Genomic DNA, 23826 nt, shown 5'->3' on the forward strand with positions numbered 1-23826 from the left:
AACAATATTGTCGAATACATCATAATATGTGACTAGCCGATGTGCCATTTACGAAAGGCGCGGCGGCGGAAGAACAGCTACCGATGCACTTTACTCCAAATTGGGCGCCAGATAAAAGCTGAACGCAAGGGCCCGTCGTCAAGGTGGGTCCCGCCGTTGATCGACAGGAGCATGGCGAGCAGGTGGGGAGCGGGTTCCGTATGCTGTCTGGCCAATCCGCCGCTAAGGGGCCGCCCGTTGGTCAGGGCATAAAATCCCAACTCGCCATCGGCAATCTCGAGGCGTTCTCCGCCTTCGGGGTCGGCGGCTGGGTGATCGCCAAAAATCCGTCGATGGGCCCGCTGTCGGTGCATGTCGTCACCCCCCGGAGCTTCGACATCGGCACGCCGACGCTGCCGCGCCCCGATGTGGTGATGGGTGGCTATGATACGCTGCATTGCGGCTTCAACTTCCCGCTGACGAACTGGCTCGGTCTCGGCATTCAGCCGGACGATACTGACGAAACCGTGACGCTGCTGGTGATGCAGGGCGGCACGCCCTGCTACCGGGCCAACTTCAAGATGGCGCCTGCCAGCTTGCTGGTGCCGCAGTTCCGCTTCAACGTGGAAACCTTCGCCAGGACCCATATCTCCGGATGGATCGCCTCCTCGGATCCCAGCCCGCTGGCGGCGGTGCTGGTCAACGAACACGGCGAGGAGCACCGCTTCGTCCCGGCGATGGAGCGGGCCGATCTCGATGCCGGCGCGCGCGCCTTCTGGGAAGCGCTGCCGCTGCGCTTCCTGCTGCGCCAGAGCCGGCTGCAACTGTTCGCCGAGCAGAGGGGACGGCGCGTCCTCATCACCGAACTGCGCCCGCCAAACGTCGTGACCTTTCTCGAGGAGCTGGACGCCGAGCTATTGCGCGTCGGGCCCCGCCCCGACTTCCTCAGGGGCTGGGCGGTCAATCTGCTGAACCCGGCGCGCCGGCCGAAAGTGGTGCTGAGCTCGGGCACGGCCGAGATCTGGTCCGCCCATGCGACGCTGTACCGCCGCGACCTCATGGCCCAGACCGGCATGGACGGCTTCTGCGCCTTCTCCGCGCCGCTCGGCATGATCCCCGCCGAGGCGCCCTGGAAGCTTTCCGTCCGGGATGCGGACGAGGTCCACATGCTCGCCAGCTCCGAGGAGGCCTGATGTCCGCTTCGATCGCGATCGCCACCGCGGACTTCGCCGGGCCGGTCCGCAATGGCGGGGTCGGCACGGCGCTGCGCGGCCTGGCCGAAACCCTGGTCGATGCCGGCCACAAGGTGACGGTGATCTACGCCAACCCGAATTACGAGGTCGGCGACGGCGCCATGTGGCGTGAAGCGCTCGGGCGCGAGGGCATCGGGTTCCAGGAGCTGGACTCCTCGGTGCTGGAGAACGTCGCCGTGCCGGCCATGGCCGGGGGCGGCTCGGACCCGCTGCGTTCCTATGCGGTGTACCGCCATCTCCGCGAGACGCATTACGACATCGTCCATGTCGCCGACTATCTGGGGATCGGCTACTACCCGGCGCTGGCCAAGCGTGCCGGCCTCATCGATTGCGGGCCGATCGTGGCGCAGTTACACGGCCCGACCGCCTGGTCGATGCGCTGGAGCAACGCCCCGGTGATCAGCCCCAATGTGCTGTTCCGCGAGGCGATGGAGCGCGGCTCGGTGCAGCATGCCGACGCCATTCTCTCGCCCAGCGACTACATGCTCTCCTTCCTGCGCGAGGACGGCTGGGCGATGCCGCCGACCGTGCGGGTGATCCAGAACGTGCTGCCCAAGGCGCACAGCCAGGCCGGCCACAATGCGCGCGCCGCGCAGGCTCCCGGCGCCCCCGGCGCGGTGCCGACCCTCGCCTTCTTCGGGCGCCTCGAGCACCGCAAGGGCCTCAACCTGTTCATTGATGCGCTGCAGATGCTGCAGCAGCGGGCGAGCCGCCCGTTCAAGGTGCTGCTGCTCGGCAAGATCAACGACCCGGCCTATTCGGCGGATATGTTCGGGCTGCGCATGTCGCGGCTCGACATCGAATGGGAGCTGCTGGACAATCTCAACGCCAACGAGGCGCTGGACCTGCTGCAATCCACCGGCGCGCTCGCCGTCATGCCCTCGCTCAGCGACAACATTCCCTGCACCATCCAGGAATGCCTGGCGCGCGGCATCCCCTTCCTGTCGACGCAGGTGGGCGGCGGCGCCGAGCTGGTCGATCCGCAGGATCGCGCCAACTGCTTCGTGCCGCCGACCGCCTGGGACGTCGGCGCGGCGCTCATCCGCTTCGTCGAGGCCGGCGGCGCGGTGCAGCGTGGACACATCCCCGCCGCCGAGGCGGCGCGCCAGCATGCCGACTTCACCCGCGAACTGCTGGAACAGGATGCGGACCGGCGCCGGACCGCGGTGGCAGCCGCGCCGGTCGCATCGGACATCTCGGTGTGCATCACCCATCGCGACAATCCCGCCGGCCTCGCCCGCGCCATTGACGGCTTTGCCCGCCAGACGCTGAAGCCGCTGGAAGTGGTGGTGGGCGACGATCACTCGGCGACGCCGGAGGCGCAGGCTTTCCTCGCCGCCTTGCCCGAGCGTCGCGACCTGCCCTTCCCGGTACGGGTGGTGCGCTCGGACGGCGCCCGCTTCCCGGCGGCGGCACGCAACGCCGCGGCGCGGGCGGCGCACGGCAAGTGGGTCAAGTTCCACGACGACGACAACGTCTCCAAGCCGCAGGAGCTGGAGGTGTTCTCCCGCGCCCTGACGGCGGGGGATTTCGACCTCGTCACCTGTGCGCTCGACTTCGTGGCCAGCGACGCCGACATGGCGGAGGAGCGCTCCTACCGGCGCTTCCTGTTCCTCGGCGAGGGCGGCGCCGCCTGCTTCATCTTCAACGTGATCGGCGACACCAACTTCATCGCCGACCGCGAGAAGTTCCTGGCCGCCGGCGGCTTCGTCGAGGACGGCTTCCTCTACCATGCGGAAGACTGGCGGGCGCTGGTGCAGGCCAAGCTGCACGGCCTGCGCATCGGCACGGTGCCGGAGGCGCTGGTCTGGTACAAGGCGGAGCCGTGGCGCAACCAGACCAACTGGCGCAAGGGCGACCTGTGGGGTGCCCGCACCCGCATCAGCGAGCTGGTGCGCCAGCATCACGGCAACGAGGTCGCCTCGCTGCTGCGCCTCACCCAGGGGCTGCTGTTCACCCCGACCGCGCGGCAGGCGCCGGCACCGGCAGAGACGCCGGCCGGAGTTCCAGCCCAGGCTCCGGCAACCTCGCCGATCCGGGGATAGGCGCGGCGACGATCAGTCGTCGGGTCGGTGCGATCCGATCGCCCGGATCAACTGTTGCTGCCGCGCCCGCAGCAGCGGCGCGATCAGACTGTGGAAAAGGTTGACGAAGGCGGTCGGCAGGCCCGGCGCCACGGCGAAGCGGCCAGCGAGCGCGCCGGCGATGATCTTGCGGGCCACCGCATCCGCCTCCCACTCCCCGCTTTCGCCAGCGAGGCGCCGCGCGACCTCCGGCTTGGTCCGCCGCTCGGCCTCGAGCTGTGGTGTGCGGGTATCCGGCGGATAGGCCACCGTCACGCCGATGCCGAGCGGCGCCAGCTCCACGCGCAGCACCTCGGCGAGGCCCCGCACCGCGAATTTCGACGGCGCATAGGCCGAATAGCCGTAAATGCCGAACAGGCCGGCGCCGGAGGAGACGAACACCAGCCGGCCCTCGCCGGCCGCGGCCATATGGCGCGCCGCGGCATGGGAGAGATACAGCGAACCGAGATAATTGGTGGCGAGTTGCGCCTCATGGGCGGCGAGCGGCTGGTCGAGAAACAGGCCGGGCTCGGCGATGCCGGCGCTGTTGATCAGCCAGGCCGGCGGGCCATGGCGCCCCACCAGCGTGTCCACCGCCTCGGCGCAGGCGCCGGCGTCGCGCACGTCGAGCGGCTGACAAACCACCTGCGCCGCGGGATGGCCGCGCCGGATCGCCGCCGCCGCCTCGGCGAGCCTCGCCGCGTCACGCGCGAGCAGCGCGACGCGACATCCCCTCGCCGCCAATTGCACGGCGCAGGCAAGGCCGATGCCGCTCGATCCGCCGGACACGATGGCAAGAGGATTGGCAATGGCATTGGCCAGGGTGTCGGCACCGCCATCGGCACGGGCTTTGCGAGAACCAGTTGCGCGTGCGGATTTGGCAGGTTCGCGGCCCGGCTGCATTCTCGGCCCTGCTGGAGCGGACATGCAGGCTGGATTACACCATCGCTGCGGTGCGAAGGAAGAGCTTTCCGATCGGGTGACGCTGCTGCTAAACACGCGGAGGGCGGAGTGCGTGATGGCCGAGAGGCGTGGAGTATGGTCGAAGCAGAAGGGTCGCCGCGCCGGCGCGTGCTGGTGCTGGTGCGCGGGCCCAATCCCAGCTGCGACTATTATCTCCTGCCCCGGCTGGCGCGGATGGATGTGAGCGTCGAGATGATCGACACCCGCTCCTGCCGTCCCGACGCGCTCGCTCTCGACGGCGCTCTGGTGATCATCTGCCGCTATCTTCCCTGGCGCTGGCTGCGGGCGCTGCAGGCCGCCCGCCTGGGCGGCATCGCCGCCTTCGTCGATGACGACTATGCGGCGATGCTCCGCGACGGCAGGCTGCCGCTCGGCTATCGGGCGCTTGTCGCGTTGCAGGGATTGCTGCCGCTGCGCCTGTTGAAGTCCGGCACCTTCCGGCTCTGGGTTTCCACCCCCACACTCGCCCGCCGGCTGGCGTCCTGGCAGCCGACGGTGATCGAGCCGACGCCGGGGGCGGACGACCTCGCCGCCCCTCTGCCGCCGCCTTCCGACCTGTTGCGCTACCACGCCCAGCTCAGCCATCTGGACGACCACCCGCTCGCCGCGGAGATCGTCCGGCGCGTGCTGGCGAAGCGGCCGCAGACGCGGGTCGAGGTCATCGGCCCGCCCGCCGCCAAGGCGCTCTGGCGCTTCTCGGACCGGGCGCAATTCCTGGGCGAAATGGACTGGCCGGCCTATCGGGCCCACACCACCGGCGCCGGCGGCATCCTGATCGCGCCGCTGCGCGACACCGCCGTCAACCGCTCGCGGGCGCCGACCAAGGCCATCGATGCCGCCCGGCTCGGCGCCGCCGGGCTTTTCGGCGCCGGCCCCGCCTCGGCGGCGCTGGCAGGCACCGTACCGCTGCTTGCCGACGATCCCGCGACCTGGGAGGCGGCGCTGCTGGCTCTGCTCGACGATCCCGCCGCATGTGCCGCCAACGCCGCCGCCCTGCGCGCCACCGTCGCCGATTGGGGCCGGCGCGCCGCGCCGCTGGCGCTGTAAGGGGCCGCGGCATGTTGGAAAACGCCCCGGGCCTCTCCATTGCGCTGATCGTGCATGCCTTTATGCCCGACCAGAATTACGGCACCGAGATCTACACGCTCGAGCTCAGCCGGGCGCTGAAGCAGCTCGGCCATCGCCCCACCGTCATCGCCGCCCGCCGTCATGGCCCGGCGGAAATCCAGCGCGAGGAATGGGACGGCGTTCCGGTCATCCGCGTGCCCGCGCTCAAGACCGACACCCGCGCGACATTCGACGATCCCTCGCGGGTGTCGGTCTATCGACAGCTGTTCGAGGAGCTGCAGCCGGACGTCGTCCATGTCTGCCACTTCCTCTACCACACCACTGCGGTGCACACCGCGGCGCAGCAACTCGACATACCGCTCGTCGCCACCTTCACCGACTTCCACGGCTTCTGCCATACCGGGCTGCTCAGCACGCCCTCAGGCGCGCCCTGCGCCGGTCCTTCATATCTGCGCTTCGGCTGCCTCGCCTGCGGCGTGCACGAGAAGCAGCGCACCGCGCCCGCCGGCAGCTGGTGGAAGCTGCTCGGCCGGTGGCCGATGCCGCAGCTGGCGGCGCTGTCCGCCTTGATCTACCGCCCCGTGCTGCCGCGCGGCCTGCGCGAGGAAATCGACGCGGTACGGACCCGCCCGGACATATTGAAGCAGGCGCTGAACAGCTACCGTGCCGCCATCGTGCCGACGACCTTCACCACCGAGCGCTATCGCGACAATGGCATCACGGTGCCGATGACGGTGTCGCGCTTCGGCGTCGACATCGACCGCACGCCGAAGCCGCCGCCGCCGCCGGGCCCGCTCCGCATCGGCTATATCGGCCAGATCGCGCCGCATAAGGGGCTGCACGTACTGATCGAGGCGGTGCGCGGGCTGACGCCGGCCGCCGGGCAGCCGGCGCCGGAGGTCGATGTCTGGGGATCGCTCGACCAGCACCCCGCCTATGGCGGCAAGATCGCGGCGATGGCGGCCGGCATGCAGGTGCGGTTTGCCGGCTCGTTCGAGCCCGCCGACATGGCTGGCATCATGGCCGGCATCGACGTGCTGGTGATCCCGTCGATCTGGCACGAGAACAGCCCGCTGACGCTGCTGCAGGCGCTGGCGACCCACACGCCGGTGATCGTCTCCGACGTGCCCGGCATGCGCGACTTCGTCGAGCCGGGCGCCAACGGCGCCACCTTCCCGGCGGGAGACGCCGATGCGCTCAGAGAGCAGTTGCGCCCCTTCATCAAGGACCCGACGCTGGCGCCCCGCCTCAGTCGCCGCATCGACTATGCCCGCACCTCGCTGGACATGGCCCGCGACGTGCTCGCGATCTATCGATCCTGCGGTATCTCCGCAGCCCGGATGATGGTATCATAGGATAGGTAATGCGGCTGTTGCGCATCTGACACAGATAACTTTTCAATAACCAAATTGTGTGCGCGTCGAGGTCTTCGCCTCGCCTCGGCTCCGCTGAGGGGCTATAACCCCCGCCGAATGTAAGGAAGCCAGTATGGTTGTCTGGAAGAAATTCCCACGCGTAGGCGTCATTTCTACGCTTCTCTCGGCGATCATTCTGACCGGCTGCAGCATGATTCCAAGTGCCGGCCCCAATCGCCAGCAGATCAGCGACGCGGCAAAGTCGCAGGATCCCGAGACTGCCGACTTCCTGCTGCTCGATGTCAACAACGATGTCTTGCGCGCGCTTTCCCATTATGCGCCCCCCACGCTTGAAGGCAGCTTCGGCAACCGGAAGCGGCCGTCGAAATATGTCATCGGCGTCGGCGACTCGGTCACCGTGACGATATGGGAAGGCGCCGCCGGCGGCCTGTTCTCCCGGCCGGCCAGCGACGTGCTCGGCACCGGCTCCCAATCCGCGGCGATCCCGGAACAGCAGGTCTCCAAGGAAGGCGACATCTCGGTTCCGTTCGCCGGCCGCATCATCGTCGCCGGCAAGACGACCGACCAGGTCGAGCAGGCCATTGTCGAGAAGCTGACCGGCAAGGCGATCGAGCCGCAGGTGCTCGTCGTGGTTTCCAAGAGCGTCAACAATGCCGCCACGGTGATCGGCGAGGTCAACGCCCCCGGACGCGTGCCGCTCTCCCCGCGCGGGGAACGCATTCTCGACGTCATCGCGCTCGCCGGCGGCAACAAGACGCCGGCACACGAGACCTTCGTGGTGCTGGATCGCAACGGCGCCTCAGCCGCGGTGCCGCTGCAGACCGTCATCGGCCGGCGGGGCGAGAACGTCTTCATCCTGCCGGACGACACGATCAGCCTCATTCGCGATCCGCAAACCTTTACCGCCTTCGGGGCGGCGACGCGAAACGCGCAAGTTCCGTTTGACGCTGTCGGCATCAGCCTGGCGGAAGCGCTGGCGAAGGCCGGGGGCCTGATCGACAACCGCGCCGATCCGCAGGGCGTGTATTTGATGCGCTTCGAGACCGAAAAGATAGCGCGCGTGCTCAAGCCGGATTATGCTGGCCCGACATACAACGGCTATGTCCGCGTGATCTACAAGCTCGACATGCGTGAGGCGAACGGCATTCTGCTGGCGAGGGATTTCCTGATACGCAATAAGGACGCAATCTACATTTCCAATGCGCCGATATCGGATTTGAACAAGGTCCTGTCGATTTTCAGCGTCGTGGCTTCACCCGTATCTCAGGCCACCTCGATCGCGAATGGGTTCTGATTGGAGAAGCTGGACGAAGCCCGCGCACGTGAGGAGCGCAAGCGAAAGGCGATGAAGGCCAAGCGCCAGGCGGCGATGGCCAAGTCAGCCACGAAGACGGCTGCGCCCAGCAAACCGGTTTTCGTTGCAGCACCTCCTCTGGCAAGCCCGGAACCTCCGCCGGCACAGGCCCGGCCGGTGGCCAAGACCGGTCAGGGAACAGCGGGCTCGAAAACGTCGGGTTCCAAAGCTCCTGCCGCTAAGGCCCCGGCGGCAAAAGCTCCGGCAGCAAAAGCGCCGGAGCCTAAAGCCCCTCCCGCGGCGAAGGCCCCTTCTCCCGAGACGCAGCTTAAGTCGCGGCAGGAAGCCGAAGCCGAGATTTCCGCCCTGCTGGACGCTCGCGAACAGCGGGCACGGCGAAGGCTCGGCCTCAGCTTCCTTCTCGTCGTCATCGTCCCGACGCTGGTCGCCGCCTTCTACCTGGCGTTCCTGGCGACGCCGCGCTATCTGGCGGAAGCCAAGTTCATCGTTCGCGGAACCTTGGAAATGCTCGGCGGGGAATCGACGCGTTTCTCGCGCGACCTGTCGTCGCTTTCCAGCATCAGCAACAATCAGGAAGGCCACATCCTCGTCGACCATGTGGACAGCCATGCCGCGGTCGAGCGGCTGCTGGAGCGGATGGACCTCTACGCTATGTATCGAATTAGGCGCCAGACGCCGGAATCGGCGCCGGCGCAGGATCCCGCCTTCAATCGGCTGATGGCGGCATGGAGATCGATGGTCCATATCGGGATGGACTCGGTCACCGGCATCCTGACACTCGATGTGCAGGCCTATACCGCCGAGGATGCGATGGCGATCGCCCAAGGCCTGTTGGACGAGTCCTCAAAGCTGGTGAACGAGCTCACCGCACGGGCTCGGCAGGACAGGCTGAAACGCGCCACCGAAGAGGTGGAACTCTCCCGCGCCGAGCTTGACGGCCTGCTGAAGCAGTTCGAGGCTTTCCGCAACCAGCAGGGCACGGTCGACGCCAATTACTCCGCGCTCGCGCTGGAAGGGCTCGCCGGCTTGTTGCGCGATCAGCGCAGCAAGCTCAATGCCGAGCTGACGACCGCCCGCGCCTCCATGGGCGATGATGCGTCGCCGACGCGGACCCTGAAGACCCGGCTCGAATCCCTGGATGGCGAAATCGCCAATCTCGAAGCGCAGATCGATGGAACCACCCGTCGTTCCAGCCTCGAGCGCGCGGCCGTGCCGCAATCCCTGGCGACGCAGGAAAAGCTGGAAACCAAGCGCAACCTCGTCATTGCCCGCGTCTCGCGTGCGGAAGGCGCGCAATCCACCGCGCTCTCCGACACCTTGCGCCAGCATGCCTTCCTGATGATCTTCGAGCCGCCATTCCTGCCGCATGTGGCGACATTTCCGCGGGTTCGCCTCGATACGCTCATCACCTTCCTGGTGATGTTCGGCTTCTGGTGCATCGGCGCCACCTTCACCAGGAATCTGCACGTCCATAGCTGACGCGCCACGCCAACTTCGCGCGGGAGGGGCGCACGCTCACCCGGGCGCCCCCTCCGCGCCGGCCGCCCCCATGACGGTGGATCCACCGCCGAGGGACAAAGCCCCACCTGCCGGTGCATGGGCGTGAGTGTGCAGGCCTGTTCACGGATCGTGAGGCGGCCCAGTGGCGAGCCGCGCGACAAAAGCGGCCACTCCCCCTCCTCAATCCTCGATGGGATCGATCAGCGGAAAATCCGCGCCGGCGGGAAGCCCGGCATGTCGAGAGCCGGAACGAGCCCTTCATAGAGCTCGGCATAGTGCTCCACCATCTGCTCGACACCGAACATCGCGCTGCGCGTACGGTTGCGCTCGCCGAGCGCGACCCGGCGTTCGGCGTCGTCCAGCAACGCCACCGCCTTCGCCACCGTGTCGGCCGGATCGCGCCCGAGCGTCTCGGTGCCGTCGAGTATCTCCGACAGCGCGCCGATATCATTGCCGCATACCGCGAGCCCCATATTCATCGCGAAGGGCACGACCTGGCCGAAGCTCTCGCGCACCACCGGGGCGATGAAGGTGCCGGCGCGGCCGTAAAGTTCCGGCAAGGCCGCGAAGGGCACGCTGCCGGTGAACTCGAAATTCGCACGCACCCCGCTCTCGATGGTGCGCTGGACGAAAAGATCGAGCAAGGGTCCGTCGCCGACAACGAGAAAGCGCGTCGCCGGCCGTTGCCGGGCGATCTCGATCAGCACCTCGATGGAAGCGTCATCCAGCTTGTCGCGTTCGAGGCGGTACACCATGATCACGGTGTCCGCGGCATCCGCGTCCGAGGCACGGGCGATAGCGCCGGACTGGAACACCGCCCGGTCGATGCCGGGATGGATCACATGCGCAAGCGCCGGATCGAGATCGGCGGCGAAATGGGTGCGTACATAGTCCGACACGAAGACATAGGCGTTCACCGCCGGGTCCCGCAGCGGCGGAACCGGCGTGTTGACGTTCTCCACCGTCGGCAGATTCCGTCCGCTCAAGGCCGAGAAGGCCTCCGCATACCACGGCTCGTCGGAGCCGCCCCAGTAATGCACATGGACGAGTTCCGGCGCGAAGGCGTCCAGCACATGGGCGAAGGCCGGCGCCCGGCTGCCGAGCGGCACCAGATGGGTGATCGCTCCGACCGGCGCCCCGCCGGCAGGGAGTTTCGCCGTCAGGATCTGCATCTCGTTCTCGAGGCCGAGATACTCGATGAGGTCGATCACCAGCTGGGTCGAGCCGCCGATATTGAGGTTCGGAATGACGTGCAGCACCTTGCGGCGACGACCGGCCAGCCGCCGCGATCCGCGATGGACGATGCGGTAGTGCGGAGCCGCCTTGCCGAACAGCAGCTCCCGCAGCGCGCCGGTGAGCCGGCGCAGATAGGTCGGGTAGGAGAATTCCAGCTGCCAGGGCGCCGCCGCTCCCGACCGGCGCGTCCGCCGGCTGAGTTCGCGCGCATGCCGCTCGAGCTCGGAAAGGAAAGCCAGCGCCTCCCCCGGCGAGCGCACCAGCTCGAAGAACCGGTAGAGCAGCAGGCCGGGTCCGGAGGTCGGCGGCCGGGACCAGCCGATCAGACGCTTGTCGCGCACCTGTTCCAGCACGCCGCCAATGACCAGCAGCTGCTCGCGAACCACCTTGATGTCTTCGAGAAGTTCGGCCTGCCGGGCTTCGAGCCGGTCGAGGCGATCATGGATATCTTCCCAGCGGCCGGAGATGTCCTTTTCCTCAGGAGGCTCGGCGCGGATCATTCGCAATTCCATACTCAGTCGCCATCAAGATATAAGTGCAAGATTGCACAAGGATTCCCTCAGAGGAAGACCGGCAGTGGATGCCTGGACATCGGCCGGGCCCCCCGGTGGATGTCGGGCGTGGCGGCGGCGGAGAGCGTAGGCATGGGTGGATGGGGTTATCAGCGACCGCGGATGATCGAGCGCCGCGGCGCCGACTTCTTTGAGCCGGCCCACCCCGAACCACGCACCCGCCGGGCAACCCTCGTCGAGACCGTGCTCGGCGCGCGCCACAGCCTGATCTCCAACTGGATGGAGAAGTCCTACGCCAGCGGCTGCGACAGTTTCCGCATCATGCGCCGGCAGATCGTGATCGCCAATCGCCCCGATGCCATCCGCCAGGTGCTGGTGACCGACAATGCGATCTTCGAGCGCAAGGGCCCGCCGGTGCGCCGGGCGCTGGAAGGCGTCATCGGCAAGGGCCTGTTCATCAGCGACGGTCCGCTCTGGGCGGAGCGGCGGCCGCTGGTCGCCGACGCCGTCCACAAGAACCGCCTTGCCGCCTTCGCCGCCCCGATGGAGAGTGTGACCGCCGAATTCGCCGAGCGCTGGGCCGCGCTGCCCGCCGGTGCGACGCGCGACGCACAGGCGGACATGGCCGCATTGACCGCCGAGATCATCACCCGCGCCGTGTTCGGCGCCCAGCTGCGCGCCGGGGCCGCACGGGCGGTGATCGAGGGCTTCACCCAGTTCCAGGACCGGGTCGATTCGTTCAACATCGGCTATTTCCTCGGCCTCGACGAGGGGTTGCGCGTGCGGCATGGCTGGCGCGTGCGCCGGGCCATCGCCGGCCTGCACCGGACGATCGAGCAGGTGGTGGAGGACCATCTCGCCTCGGATTCCGGCGAGGATTCGCTGCTGTCCCGCCTCGTCAGCCATCGCGACGACGAACACCACCGCAAGCTCGGGGTGCAGGCGCTGCACGACGAGGCCGCCACGCTGTTTCTCGCCGGGCACGAGACCACCGCCACCACCCTCACCTGGGCGTGGTACCTGCTGGCCAACGCCCCCTGGGCGGAGGCGCGGCTGCATGAGGAGATCGACCGCGTCGCCGGAGATCGCCCGATCGGTTTCGCCGACGTGCCGAAACTCAGCTGGTGCCGGGCGGTGATCGACGAGACCATGCGGCTCTATCCGCCGATTCCGATCTATTCCCGCCAGGCGAGCCGAGCGGCGAAGATCGGCGACATCGAGGTCGAGTCGCAGGCCATGGTACTGGTGATCCCCTGGCTGCTGCATCGCGCCCGCGATCTTTGGCAAGAACCGAACCTGTTCCGCCCCGAGCGCTTCCTGGCCAACCGTCCCGCGCCCTTCAGCTACATCCCTTTCTCGGTCGGTCCGCGCGTCTGCGCCGGGGCGAGCTTCGGCATGACCGAGGCCGTGCTGTGCCTCGCCATGCTCGCCCAGCGCTTCGTCGTCCGCCCGACCGGCGCGCCGGTCGTGCCGATCTGCCGGCTGACGCTTCGCCCGGAGGGCGGGCTGCCCGTCACCCTGGAAAGGCGGCACTGACATGTCCGCAAACGACGTCATCCGCGAGGGCTTTCGCGAACGCCTGGAAGACTACTGGCATCTCGGCCTGCACCAGATACTGCGCCGCGCGCCCATCGACGCGGCGTCCGACCTCGGCAGCCTGCTGGTGCGGCGCAACGTCAAGCGCAACCTGCCGCACATCATCACCGGCGCCCGGCACAATCTGCGCCGGCTGAAGCCGGAATGGTCCGATGACGAGGTGGAGGCCGGCGTCCATCGCTTCCTCGACAATGTCGGGCGCGTCTATGCCGAGTTCTCGCTGCTGCACCGCCTGATCGCCGAAGGACGCGTCAGCTTCGACGCCGACAAGTTCCGCACCGGCTGGTCGCCGCCCCGCCCCATGGTGATGGTGATGCTGCACACCGGCAATTGGGAGGTGTTCCCGGCGGCGCTGTCGCATCTCGGCCTGCCGATCAACAGCTTCTACCTGCCGCCGGAACCGGCGGTGCACAACGCGATCGTGCAGAAGGTGCGCGCCGAACTCGGTGTCACCCTGCTGCATCCCGGCCCGCGCGGCGTGCGCGAGGCGCTGCGGCTGCTGAGAAACGCCCGGCCGTTCGCGATCTTCGGCGACGACGCCCGCGGCGGCGAGACCATGGCCCCGCTGTTCGGCCGGCCGCCGCGCGAGGGCGGCAATCTCGGCCTGGTGTCCCGCTTTGCCCGCAGCTGCGACGCCGAGCTGGTGATCTGCCACTGCATCCGTCGCCACAAGAGCCGCTTCGAACTGCATGCCGGCGACATCTTCCGGCTGTCGGACACCGTAGGCGCCAACGGCACCGTGCTCGACGACATCGCCTATCTGAACACCCTGATCGAGCCGATCATCCGCGAACATGCCGACCAGTGGTACTTCCTCGACGATCGCTTCTGAGCGCTGTCGATGCTGCCGGCGCCTGCATGGACGGATTCAATCTTCTTGGATAGCTTGGGCCACAGACCTTGCGTGGCCGATGTCGGCCTCGATCGGTTCGATAACGTAACGTTGTTGCTTTGAAGAGACCAATGTCGAAAACGATCACCGCCCCTTTCGCCAAGGATACCTCGTCCGAGGCGCTCTCCTATTCGCATTTCGACTTCGCCTTCGAGCTCGACGAACGCCGCACCTATCAGGTGACGTCGCAACCGCTCCCCTATGGCTTCCTGTTGTCGCCGAAAGGCCGGGGACTACCGCTGATCGTCATCAGCCCGCACGGCGCCGATCGCGGCAAGGACGGCCAGCGCGGCTTCCTGCGCGCCGACTGGGCCGCCAAGCTGCCCTACAACGTGCTCATCTGGCAGGACCCCACCATGGCGCTGAGCGAGACGGCGCAATCCGGGTTCGGGCTGGGCACGGCCGATCACTGGGTGCTGCCGCACATCGCGCAGGTGGTGAAGAAGCTGCGCGACCAGCTCGGCATCGCCAATGAGAACGTCGTTTTCGTCGGCTATGGCGGCGGCGGCTTCACCTCGCTGGTGCTGGCCTCGTTCCTTCCCGGCTCGAGCTGCCTCCTCAACAATCCCAACACGAACCTGCCGAAAGAGCGGAGCAACGCCCTCGGCAAGCTCCTTGCGCCCGGCTATGCGGGCCTGTCGCAGGCCGAGGCCGCCCAGAAATTTCCCGAGCGCTTCATTGCCAGCGAAGCGCTGAAAAACATGCCGGTCCCGCCGCGCATCTACTGTCTCCAGCATGCGCAGCGCGATGTCCGACACCTCAAGCATTTCCTGTCCTTCTGCCTGGGCCTCAAGGCACGCGGGGCCGATCCGGCGGGAAAGGACGACGAGGATCTGATCGTCGAATATTACTTCGATGGCCTGCCCGGCGAAAAACCGGCAAAAGTCGAAGTCTGGTCGCGGCGCCTCGAATCGATGCTGCGATGGTTCGCGACGCGCGGCATGGCCCGGCCGGCGGTGCAGATCGGCGCTGCAGCCGGAGCCTCCACCGCTTCCCAGGCCGTCGCCGCGGGCGAGCGGATTTCCCCCCGCCAGGCCTGGAGCGATCTTCTCCCCACCGAGATTGCCTATTGGGACGTGGTAATATCCGGCAAGCACCGCAAACCGGAGACGGTGAAGGCATTTCGCGAGCGGGCGGCGGGCAATTACCCGGTGCCCGGCCCGATCGTGAAGCTGCTGCAGCGGCTTGATATCCTGCGGGCGAAGATTCTCGATGTCGGCTCAGGCCCGCACACCACCATCGGACCGGTGCTCTACGGCACCAAGCTCAACATCACCGCCGTGGACCCGCTGGCCGACGCCTATAACGGCCTGCTCGACCAATACGGCATCGAACCGGCGATCCGCACCCTGTCGGGACAGGGCGAGCGGCTGGTCGAGCAGTTCGGCACCGACCGCTTTGACATCGTCCACTCGCGTAATGCCCTCGACCATACACGCGACCCCTGGATCGCCCTGCAGCAAATGATCGATGTCTGCGTGCCGGGAGGCGTGGTCTATGTCGAAGGCTCGATCAATGAGGGGCTGAAGCAGCGCTATGCCGGGCTGCATCAGTGGAACATCATGCCGGCCGACGGCGACCTGATCATCTGGAACGACGAGGGTTCCAACCTCGCCAGCCGGGTCCTCACCGGCATCGCGCAGATAAGGACGAGCGGCAAGGACTCGTGGTTCACCGCCACGCTGCTGAAGAACCTCTGAGGCACTACTCGCTGAGCTTGGTCCGGCAGACATACATCACGATGACGCCGATGGTGACGCAGCTCAGCATGAGGCCGGCAATGTAGTAGCCGTTGTAGAAATCGCTGAGGTAATGCCCGTAATAGGCGGTACGCGTCGCGTCGACGATCTGGGACATCGGCAGGAACCAGATCCAGTAGGCAATGTTTTCAGGCAGCATCGAGGGAATGAAGATCGTGCCGCTGGTGACCCAGAACAGCGGCACCATCAGGCTGCCGACGATCAGAAAGATAAAGAACATGCGCGAGATGATGGCGAAGAAGATCCCCATGCACACGCCCAGCAGATAGGCCTGGAACAACGCGAAGAAGAATAGCGGGGAATCGAAGATGACGACGTCGAAGCCTATGAGCGCGAGGGCCGAGAGCGTGAAAATCGTCACACCCGCCGAGCTGAGAAGTTCGACGATTGAACGCGCGATCAGCACGTCGACCAGCGTCACGCCCGGAAAATCGGTCAGCCGCTTGTTGGTTTGCGGCGCCGTCTTGACCTGACGAAACCCATACAGCCACAAGACGAACGGCAACGCACCGGTGGCGATGAACATCGTGGTGTCGGTGCCGATCGGCGCGGTGCGGCCCAATATGTAATAGATCGTCAGCAGCAGGGCGATATGGGCGAGCGGCTGGAAGAGCGACAGCAGGAAGCCGAAACGGGTACCCGCCACGCGCGTCTGCACGTCGCGCAGATAGATCGCCCGCACCACGCGAAAATGCGCCTGCAGCCTCTGGTTGAAGCGCGGGCCGGTAGCGTCGAGTTCGGCGAGGGCGCGCCTTGTATCGGCGGAAGCCAGCGCCGAACTGGTGGGCATCGGCAGGGATTCGCTTTTCATGACACGGATCGCTCGCGCTTACTGCGCCGCGCGCAACGGCAGCAAACTCTGGAAATAGCCGCACAGGAAATCGATACCGGACCGCAGGTCCACTTCCGGCTTCCAGCCCAGCCCATCGGCGGCCCGGCGAATGTCGAGCTGGGAGGCCGGCACGTCGAAGCGCCTCGCCTCGCGCATGATCACGTTGGGCCGCACCCTCAGATGGCGCTCCAGTTCGTCGATGATGCTGACAAGGGTGGAGCCGACGCCGGAGCCGACATTGATCGGCCCTGCCACATCCCGGCGCGCGCCAGCGGCGATGAGCGCACGAACGACGTCGTCGACCCAGACATAGTCACGCAGGATGGACCCGTCGCCATAGATGGTGATCGGACGTCCCTCGATGGCGGCGTAGGTGAAGGCGGTGACCGCCCCCAGTCCCTTGGCGATGTTCTGGCCGGTGCCATAGGCATTGCTGATCCGGAGACTGACGCTGTTGACCTCATATTGGGCCGCGTAGAACGCCAGATAATTTTCCGCCGCCAGTTTCGACGCGCCATAGGCGCTCACCGGGCTGGTCGGGTGTTCCTCGTCGATAGGCAGGTAGCGCGCCGGTCCATAGACAGCTCCCCCCGACGAGGCAAAGACGAGGCGGATGTCCGGTCGCTTGCGAACCGCTTCCAGCAGCTTGACAAGACCGACGACATTGTTGCGCAAATCAGAAAGAGGGTCGGCGGTGGCGGTTTGTGGTATCGACGACCAGGCGAGGTGGTAGACCGTGTCGACATCCTCAAGAAGCCGGCAAAATACTTTATGGGAAGTCTTGGCGAGATCGACACGATGAATCGGAAAGGGCCCGTCCGTCAGGTTGGAATGCCCACGGAAAATAGTACCCTTCAACGGCACACCCTGCCGCACCAATTCGCGACAGAGTGCCGTCCCCAGAAATCCTCTCGCTCCGATGACCAAAGCCGTCATGTGCCGACTGAGCTGATGTTCAAGATCACAATTTGCCCCGCCCGCATTAAAATGACCTCATCGCCCATTCCGTTGCGGACCCTAAATTCGTACAGAAGAATGTGTGCAGCGCAAGATACATGCAATCCGCCGGCAAGGCGACCCAGGACTGCACGATGAAAATCGTCCTTTTCGTCCATTGCTACTTTCCGGACCATTTCTATGGTACCGAAAGCTATACACGAGTGGTGGCCAGAAACCTCCGAGAACAGGGGCACACCGTAAAGATCGTTACCGCAACATTCGCCGGAGAAACTGCGCAGACTGCCTTCATAGAGGAGTATGAGTGGGAAGGTATCGGGGTTCTCCGCTTCGACCGCAACCTCATTCCTAACCGCGTGGTTCGCGACACCTACTACATGCCGGAATTACGCGCCGTGCTGGAACGCATCCTACGGCGCGAAAAGCCGGATGTCGTTCATATTTGTCACCTGATCAACCATACCACGGCGCTGCTCGAAGTCCTAGACAGCCTCTCGATACCTACCGTCGGCACGTTCACCGATTTTTATGGCATCTGTTTCAACAACAAGCTGCAGGCCCACGACGAATCCCTCTGCCTCGGCCCCGACAAGCACAGGACCAACTGCCTGAACTGCTTCCTTAAGGAAGTCGCCGGCCAGGCCCCTTCAGGCTTCACCAAATATGCCGGCCATCCGGCGCTGCGCCCGCTCTCGTCGCGTGTCGCCCGCTTTGCCACGCCCGCCCTCAAGGCGGCCTGGCGCGAGGACATCGAGGCGATCGTCGAGCGTCCCGGCGTGCTCGCCGATGCCTATGGCACCTTCGACGCCGCCGTCGCCCCGACCCAGTTCCTGCATGACGCTTATCGACGCAACGGCTTTGACGGGCGCCTGGACATCAGCCGCTTCGGCATCGACATCGACCGGGCGCCGAAGCCGGAGCGGCAGGACGGCAAGCTGCATTTCGGCTTCATCGGGCAGCTGGCGCGGCACAAGGGCGTGCACCTGCTTGTCGAAGCCCTCGACGCCATCGCTCACGACAATGCCCGGCTGAGCATATGGGGCAACGAGCAGACCGACCCGGCCTATTCGCGGGAGCTGCGCCGCCGCGCCGCCTGGCTGCCGGTGCAGTTCCGCGGCACGTTCCCGGTCGAGGACATGGCCCGCCACCTGGCCGAGATCGACGTGCTGGTGATCCCCTCGCTCTGGTATGAGAACAGCCCGCTGATCCTGCTCCAGGCGTTGGCGACGCATACCCCCGTCATCATCGCCGACGTCGCCGGCATGACCGAATTCGTGCCGCCCTTCGAGTTTGGCGTATATTTTGCTCGCGGAAGCGCGAAATCCCTTGCCGACGCAATGGAGCATTTTGCGAAGGACTCGGCCTTGGCACGTGTCATGAGCCAGCGGATCGGCTACGAGAGGACCACGCGCCACATGGTCGATGACCTGCTGCGCATCTATGAGGAAGTCGCATGAAGGGTTTCAGCTTTCAGGGATTGAAAGCTGCGGTTCGGGCTCAGACACTCGGCCCGCTGCCGGCAGCGGACGATTCTCTGGCGCCCCTCGCATCCACCTCGGGGATCAACGGCGAGCTGGAGCAATGGCTGCAGGCGAATCTCGCCGCCAAGACGGCGGCCAATCGCGGTCTGGTCGCGCCGTTTCCGCCCACCGAGCTGATGCACAATACCAGCGGCCTGAAGAGCAGGGACGACTTCGCCCGTCACGGCATCGATCTCATCCGGGCGCTGGCACGCGTCAGCCCGCGCCCGCCGGCCCAGTTCGGCGACGTGCTGGATTTCGGGGTCGGCGTCGGGCGCCTAGCGCGGCTGTTCCACGGCTACCGCAATCGTTATGTCGGGGTCGACATCGACGGCCGGCACATCAACTGGATAAAATCCAGCCTCAACCATGTCGAGGCTCATCACACCCGGCCGGCGGAGCCGCTTCCGCTCGCCGGCCAAAGCTTTGACACAGTCATCAGCATTTCTGTGTTCAGCCATCTCTGCGAGGCCGACCAGTTGCTCCACCTTGCCGACCTGTCGCGGCTGGTCCGGCCCGGCGGTTATCTGTTTCTTTCCGTGCATGGTCAGCGGGCGTTGTCACGCGCTTTGACCGAGGCGAAGATCGCCGAGATGCTCAGCATTCCGACATGGGACATTGAACGTGCCCGGCGCGTCTTCGAATACGGCTCTGGCTACAGTTTCGTGGTTCAGGCGGGCCACTTGACGACCGACGAGCACCCATATGGGATCACCTTCATCTCCGAGCGATATATCCGCAGCGTCTGGAGCCGCTGGTTCGAGGTCGTTAAAGTGGCATCGGGTGCAATTCACGATTTTCAGGATATTGTCGTGCTGAAGGCCGGCCATGACGCAAGCCGTTAACGTGAAAAAGGGCCAGTTCGCTCCGGTCCCGGTACCCAAGGGACCGAAGGCTGACGCGTTGGCCCCGCCGAGTCTCCAGGCCCGGCTTCGTGACTTCCTGCTGACGAACCGGCTGCCGGCGGCATCGATCATCTCGGCGATCATCGTGTCGATCTGCTACGCCATCTACATATTCGGCATCTCCTCCAATCTTTACACCTCGGAGACGCGCTTCGCGATCCGGCAGGTGCAGAACAACATGTCCTCGGACCTGCTGACCGATGCCATCAGCAGCACCCCGGAACGCGCCGAGATCAAGGCGACGCAGCAGGCCGCCGCTCTGGCCAAGGGCGGCGCGGGCGGCGATGCCGATTTCGAGCAGAACCCGTTCGTCATCGCCAATTTCCTGATGAGCCGCGCGTTCGTGCGGGAAATCTGGCAACAGGGCTGGCTGCAATCGCGCTTCGCGAACCATTCCGTGGACTTCCTGTCCCGCCTGTCCCCGAACGCCACCTTGGAGGAGGCGTGGCGGTTCTGGATGCGCCACGTGATGGCGGCGGTCGATCGAAGCTCCAACACCATCGTGCTGCAGGTCTGGGCGTTCACCCCCGAGGATGCCCAGGCGACCGTGGAGATGCTGATAAAGCGCGCTGAATCGATCATGAACGACATCGAGACGCGCGGGCGCCAGGACGCCCTCGACCGCGCCCGTGTCGAACTTCAGCGCGCGAGCGAGGAATATGACCGAAAGCTGAATCAGATCAGCGACATGCGCCAGCTGCTCGCCACCGTCGACCCCAAGCAGGCCGCGAAGACGGCGCAAAGTTCGTTTTTCCGCTTCGAAGCCCAGCGCATCCTGATGGAGCGCGAGCTTCAGGTTCTTCAGACGGCCGAGAACGCCAATTCGCCGTCGGCCAACACCCTGCGCCAGCGCTCGAAGTCGATGCTTGCCGAGGTGGACCAATTGCATGGCCGCATCACCGGCTCCGAGGCGGATATGCGTGCCGCCGTGAACGCGCTCGCCTCCTATGAAGAGCTCGACATCAATCGTCGCTTTGCCCTCATGCGGGTGCAGATCGCCTCGCTGGCGGTGGAAAATGCCGAGATGCTGCTGCGCGAGCATTCCTATTTCATCTACACCTTCATCGCGCCGTCGCTGCCGACACAGGCTCTTCAGGCATGGCGGGTCCAGCAATGGCTGCTCGTCACTTTTATCGCTTTCGTCAGCGCGCTGGCGGTGATCACGTTCGGCACATTGAGCCGCGACAGTCGTTATTGAACGTTTTGAAGAGCTCTTACCGGGAACGGACAGCATGCTGTTCAGCATCGATGAAGACACCGGCACACGGATCGTGGGCTGGATCATGCCGGACAATCCGTCGCATACGCCCTGCGTTTCGGTGTTCGAAGGCAGCGAGAAGCTGGCCGAGGTCCAGGCGCGCATCGTCCGGCCGCTGCTGCGCGAACAGGGGCTGCACGACACCGGGCTGTGCGGCTTCGTCGTCGATGAGGCGGCCGTCTCCGGGCTGGCGCGACGCCACCAGATCGATGTGTTCGACGTGCATACCCAGACGCTCGTCTATCGGCGGCGCTACGGCACGCCGACGATCCAGCGCAAGCTGTTCCGGCTGGAAACCCAGATCCTGCCGAACGTGCGGGTCAACCGCCTGTTCGATTCCCTGTTCCAGATGAGCTACCCGCGCATCGAGTCGCTGCCGCCCGATACGACCCGAAGCATCATCGACATCAATTTCAGCAATTCCATCTACCTGTCCGGCCGGGTCTACCTCGCCGAGTATGAAGTGTTCCTGCAAAAGAACGGCTTCGATTCCTGCACCTATGTCAGGGATCCGATGGAGGAGCTGGCGGAGCAGTTGCTGACGCTGGAATGGATCTCCCGCAACAGCGACGACACTGTGAAGCAGCTCGGCAATATCGGCCTGATGAGCCTGGTGGATGCGGTGAAAGGCAAGGAGCTCAAGGATGCCGACGATTTCGGCGCCTGGCTGCTGCACCTGCCGGCGGAAGATCGGCAGTTGCTGTCCAATCCGCTGACCCGCCTCCTCACCTGCCGCAGCGCCGATGAGCCGCTTTCCGTCATCGCCGTGCCGAGCGCGCTCGACGCGCTCTCCGGCATGAAGGCGGTGCAGCTCCGGTCGAACCTGGAGCATTTCCTGCAACTGGTCGGCGCCCAGCTCGAGCATGACCTCGGCACCTGGGAACTCCCCGCTCCCTCGCCGGGCGTCACCAAGCTGGCCGACGGCCTGCGCGACAAGGAAATGGCGCGCGAACTGCTGACGGCGGACCTCGAGCTGTTCCGCGAGGTTTCCGTCGCCGTCGACCGCACCACCCAAGCAATGCGCGACCGCGATTCGCAGATCGAGCCGCCGCCGGCCCAGGCCGCCATCGCCCAGGGCTAGGACGCCCGGCTCAGCGCTCCGCCTTCGCCTGCGCCTCCTCCGGGGCGACCGCAAGCATCGCCTCGCCGCCGAGCCGGCTGTTGCCGATCAGCCGGGCGATGGCGGTGATGTCTTCCTGCCCGCCCAGCCGGTCGCGGGCGGCGGACCAGAAGGCGAGCAGCGCCTCGAGCGTCGGCGTCTGCGCCTCGGCGCGCCGGGCGAGATCGGCGGCGATGGAAATGTCCTTGCAGAACAGCTCCAGCGTCTGGCCGAAATCATAGGTGCCGGTCAGCACGTGGTTGGGCAGCTTCACCTCGGTAGCGTGGCTCTTGCCGGAGCCGGCGCTCCACACTTTCAGCATCACCTCCGGATCGAGGCCCAGCCGCTCGCCGACGATCAGTGCCTCGGTCGCGCTCCACAGCGTCGCCGCCGACAGATAATTGTTGAGCGCCTTGATCACATGGCCGGAGCCGACCGGGCCGACATGGATAACCTCACTGCACATCCGATCGAACAGCGGACGCACTCGGGCAAAGGCATCGGGCGCGCCACCGACCATGGCGGTCAGCGTGCCGGCGCGGGCCCCCGCCATGCCGCCGCTCACCGGCGCATCGAGCACCGCCGTCCCCCGCCCTCCCAGGTTGGCAGCCAAGGCGAGGGTGCTGGCCGGTGCCGCCGTCGACATGTCGACCACGACCTCCCGCGGCAGCCGCGTGCAAGCCCCGCCCTCGCCCAACAGCGCGGCACGGACGTGCCGGTCGGTCGGCAGCATGGTGATGACGATCGACCCCGGCAGCCCGGCCGCCTGCGCCGCGACCGGCAGGCCGCGCTCGCGGAAAGGTGCCAGAGCCTCCTCCGAGAGGTCGGCAACGGCGAGCGGCACCCCGCTATCGGCAAGGCGTGCCGCCATGAGGCCGCCCATCCGTCCGGCGCCGATGAAGAGCACACTGTCCATGGTCACGATGACCTCCTCGGTCCGCTCATGTTCGAAGCCTTTTCACCGCAGGGAGGCACCGCCCGGCCCTTTCGGAGAGTTGGTGCGGCTCAATGGGCGCGTGCCGCCAGCGCGATCGCCATGGTGGCAACGGCATTCCTCGCTTCGGTCTCATCCGAAAGACCGGCGACGCGACGCGAGAACGCGCGCAGCAGCGTCACCGATTCGGGGTCCAATGCGGCGATGGTGCGGGCAAACTCAACCGCGCGCTGCAGCGCCGTGCCGTGCGGCACCACCTCGGTGATGATGCCGATCTCCTTCGCCTCGGCGGCGCCGAAGTGGCGGCTGGTCAGCGCCAGTTCGAACGCCTTCTTGAACGGGACGAACTTGGCGAAATAGGACAGCACGATCAGCGGCGGCAGCTTGTGCGACATTTCCGGCAGCGCGAATACCGCGTCCTCGGCGGCAATGGTAATGTCGCACTGGGTAGAGAAGCCGCAGCCGAAGCCAAGCGCCTTGCCTTCCACCGCCGCCACGAACGGCACCGGCGAATGGCGCAGCCGGTCGTTCACCTCAAGGATCAGGCTGAGGTCGTCGCGCACCCCGGCGGCAGAGGTCAGCCCCTTCGCCCCGACCCGGCCGGCGCAGAAATGCTCGCCCTCACCGGACAGCACCACGGCGCGAAGGCCGGGCATCGCCAGCACCTCGTCGAGCGTCGTCGCGAATTCGGCGATCTGGGCCGATGAGAGGTGGTTGCCGTCGGCGCTGCGGGTGAACGCCACCGCATAGATCCCGTCGCCATGGGTTTCGATCTTCATGTCACTCTCCTTGGACCTGCATGCCCCTC

19 protein-coding genes are annotated in these 23826 nt (G+C 66.1%); 13 read left to right on the forward strand and 6 right to left on the reverse strand.

What is annotated here, in order from left to right:
* Positions 1-200 precede the first annotated feature (200 nt).
* The gene (locus tag KHC24_RS15010) at positions 201-1172 is read left to right on the forward strand and encodes a hypothetical protein (protein ID WP_213364118.1); all 972 of its coding nucleotides are present in this window, start codon (positions 201-203) and stop codon (positions 1170-1172) included.
* Complete coding sequence (locus tag KHC24_RS15015; RefSeq protein ID WP_213364119.1) at positions 1172-3277, forward strand: glycosyltransferase; 2106 nt, start codon at positions 1172-1174, stop codon at positions 3275-3277. Before KHC24_RS15010 ends, KHC24_RS15015 begins: the two co-directional genes overlap by 1 nt.
* A gap of 12 nt (positions 3278-3289) precedes the next feature.
* Here KHC24_RS15015 and KHC24_RS15020 read toward each other — a convergent pair whose 3' ends face one another.
* Positions 3290-4198 carry an SDR family NAD(P)-dependent oxidoreductase gene (locus tag KHC24_RS15020; protein WP_213364120.1) on the reverse strand — a complete coding sequence of 303 codons (909 nt, stop codon included), beginning with the start codon at positions 4196-4198 and terminating at the stop codon, positions 3290-3292.
* Positions 4199-4333: 135 nt separating this feature from the next.
* Here KHC24_RS15020 and KHC24_RS15025 point away from each other — a divergent pair, with 135 nt between their 5' ends.
* The 4 genes from KHC24_RS15025 to KHC24_RS15040 all read left to right on the forward strand — a co-directional run bounded on the left by KHC24_RS15025 (position 4334) and on the right by KHC24_RS15040 (position 9496).
* Positions 4334-5305, forward strand: coding sequence for a hypothetical protein (locus tag KHC24_RS15025; RefSeq protein ID WP_213364121.1), 972 nt, complete (start codon positions 4334-4336; stop codon positions 5303-5305).
* 11 nt (positions 5306-5316) lie between these two features.
* Complete coding sequence (locus KHC24_RS15030) at positions 5317-6681, forward strand: glycosyltransferase family 4 protein (RefSeq protein WP_213364122.1); 1365 nt, start codon at positions 5317-5319, stop codon at positions 6679-6681.
* A 133-nt stretch (positions 6682-6814) separates the two neighbouring features.
* A complete protein-coding gene (locus tag KHC24_RS15035; RefSeq protein WP_213364123.1) occupies positions 6815-7996 on the forward strand; it encodes a polysaccharide biosynthesis/export family protein in 1182 nt (393 codons plus the stop codon).
* Positions 7997-9496: a KpsE/RkpR family capsule polysaccharide export protein gene (locus KHC24_RS15040; protein WP_213364124.1), complete on the forward strand. Its 1500-nt coding sequence runs from the start codon at positions 7997-7999 to the stop codon at positions 9494-9496.
* 221 nt (positions 9497-9717) lie between these two features.
* Here the strand turns inward: KHC24_RS15040 and KHC24_RS15045 are convergent, their stop codons facing one another.
* Entirely contained in the window at positions 9718-11253 is a 1536-nt protein-coding gene (locus KHC24_RS15045; RefSeq protein WP_213364125.1) for a glycosyltransferase family 4 protein, read from the reverse strand.
* 144 nt (positions 11254-11397) lie between these two features.
* Between KHC24_RS15045 and KHC24_RS15050 the strand changes: the two genes are divergently transcribed.
* From KHC24_RS15050 to KHC24_RS15060, 3 genes are all read left to right on the forward strand, one after another.
* Positions 11398-12801 (forward strand): cytochrome P450, encoded by a 1404-nt coding sequence (locus KHC24_RS15050; protein ID WP_213364126.1) that lies wholly within the window; start codon positions 11398-11400, stop codon positions 12799-12801.
* A gap of 1 nt (position 12802) precedes the next feature.
* Positions 12803-13693, forward strand: a complete 891-nt coding sequence (locus KHC24_RS15055; protein ID WP_213364127.1) for a lysophospholipid acyltransferase family protein — start codon at positions 12803-12805, stop codon at positions 13691-13693.
* Between the two features lie 131 nt (positions 13694-13824).
* Positions 13825-15453, forward strand: a complete 1629-nt coding sequence (locus tag KHC24_RS15060; protein ID WP_213364128.1) for a class I SAM-dependent methyltransferase — start codon at positions 13825-13827, stop codon at positions 15451-15453.
* Between the two features lie 4 nt (positions 15454-15457).
* Here the strand turns inward: KHC24_RS15060 and KHC24_RS15065 are convergent, their stop codons facing one another.
* Both KHC24_RS15065 and KHC24_RS15070 read right to left on the reverse strand, forming a co-directional pair.
* Complete coding sequence (locus tag KHC24_RS15065; RefSeq protein WP_213364129.1) at positions 15458-16324, reverse strand: ABC transporter permease; 867 nt, start codon at positions 16322-16324, stop codon at positions 15458-15460.
* Positions 16325-16342: 18 nt separating this feature from the next.
* Complete coding sequence (locus KHC24_RS15070; protein ID WP_213364130.1) at positions 16343-17281, reverse strand: NAD-dependent epimerase/dehydratase family protein; 939 nt, start codon at positions 17279-17281, stop codon at positions 16343-16345.
* A gap of 155 nt (positions 17282-17436) precedes the next feature.
* On the opposite strand from KHC24_RS15070, the gene KHC24_RS15075 reads away from it, so the two are divergent.
* From KHC24_RS15075 to KHC24_RS15090, 4 genes are read left to right on the forward strand one after another with little or no spacing between them, the layout of a single operon-like run.
* Complete coding sequence (locus KHC24_RS15075) at positions 17437-18759, forward strand: glycosyltransferase family 4 protein (RefSeq protein WP_213364131.1); 1323 nt, start codon at positions 17437-17439, stop codon at positions 18757-18759.
* Positions 18756-19667, forward strand: a complete 912-nt coding sequence (locus KHC24_RS15080) for a class I SAM-dependent methyltransferase (protein ID WP_213364132.1) — start codon at positions 18756-18758, stop codon at positions 19665-19667. The genes KHC24_RS15075 and KHC24_RS15080 overlap by 4 nt, the downstream gene beginning before the upstream one ends.
* Positions 19651-20925, forward strand: a complete 1275-nt coding sequence (locus KHC24_RS15085; protein WP_213364133.1) for a KpsE/RkpR family capsule polysaccharide export protein — start codon at positions 19651-19653, stop codon at positions 20923-20925. Before KHC24_RS15080 ends, KHC24_RS15085 begins: the two co-directional genes overlap by 17 nt.
* A 34-nt stretch (positions 20926-20959) precedes the next feature.
* Positions 20960-22066, forward strand: coding sequence for a hypothetical protein (locus tag KHC24_RS15090; RefSeq protein WP_213364134.1), 1107 nt, complete (start codon positions 20960-20962; stop codon positions 22064-22066).
* A gap of 10 nt (positions 22067-22076) precedes the next feature.
* On the opposite strand, the gene KHC24_RS15095 is transcribed toward KHC24_RS15090, so the two are convergent.
* Positions 22077-23000, reverse strand: coding sequence for an NAD(P)-dependent oxidoreductase (locus KHC24_RS15095; protein WP_246547017.1), 924 nt, complete (start codon positions 22998-23000; stop codon positions 22077-22079).
* 89 nt (positions 23001-23089) lie between these two features.
* Positions 23090-23797, reverse strand: coding sequence for an enoyl-CoA hydratase/isomerase family protein (locus tag KHC24_RS15100; protein ID WP_213364136.1), 708 nt, complete (start codon positions 23795-23797; stop codon positions 23090-23092).
* Between the last annotated feature and the right edge of the window lie 29 nt (positions 23798-23826).

The organism is Ancylobacter defluvii, from assembly GCF_018390605.1.
GTDB classification, from domain to species: Bacteria; Pseudomonadota; Alphaproteobacteria; order Rhizobiales; family Xanthobacteraceae; genus Ancylobacter; species Ancylobacter defluvii.